The sequence below is a fragment of the Chromobacterium alticapitis genome (assembly GCF_002924365.1).
GTDB classification, from domain to species: Bacteria; Pseudomonadota; Gammaproteobacteria; order Burkholderiales; family Chromobacteriaceae; genus Chromobacterium; species Chromobacterium alticapitis.
On the sequence record NZ_PQWB01000216.1, the window covers coordinates 1 to 692 of the forward strand.

Consider the following 692-nt stretch of genomic DNA (forward strand, 5'->3'; position numbering starts at 1 on the left):
GATGGAGGAAAGGATGGCGAGGGTTAGCATGTGGCATATCGCAAATAAATACTGACCGTTCATTTGCCTACGAGTTCAGCGTTGAATGGCCCTGGCTGCTGGGTGGTGATGCTGTGGCGCTTGCAACGACGGGCCTGGGTGATATGATATTTTGGTCCCCTAAATATGGGGCCGTATACTTCCTCGAGGTTCAGCAAGGCGCATCGACATTTATTGGTAACGATATTTCCATTGTTTTTAATTCATTCCTTGTAATTGATGGTATACGCGACCGAGTTTTACATGAAAAATTAATTGCATCCTTGGGGGGGCGGCTAGGAAAAATAAAGGCATCAGAATGTTACATTGCCGAGCCTTGGCAAATGCTAGGGGGGTCTGGGGACGAATCCACTTACACTAAGGGAGATCTGGTTGTATACCACCATCTAGTTGCACAAGCAATTAAGGCTAGGCTCGATAATGAGCGGGAAAAGAAAGGCTATGTCCCAATAATGTGTTGCAAGGGACGCCCCACCGCCTCCTGCAAGCAGTGGCAAGGCTGAATGGTTTGCTGATAGCGCTCCAGCATCCGTCGCCACCCCAGATAGTGCTCAAGGTAAGTGCCCACAACAAATTGGTTTGATTCTTGCTTGCACTCACCCGGACTCTACTCACCGCCGAACTCCATGAAGTGCACCGTACAACTGACCGAG

At 49.3% G+C, this 692-nt stretch carries 1 pseudogene; it reads right to left on the reverse strand.

Going from position 1 to position 692, the window contains the following annotated elements:
- Positions 1 to 478: 478 nt before the first annotated feature.
- Positions 479 to 598, reverse strand: a pseudogene (locus C2I19_RS22705) (IS1595 family transposase); the annotation flags it as partial.
- Between the last annotated feature and the right edge of the window lie 94 nt (positions 599 to 692).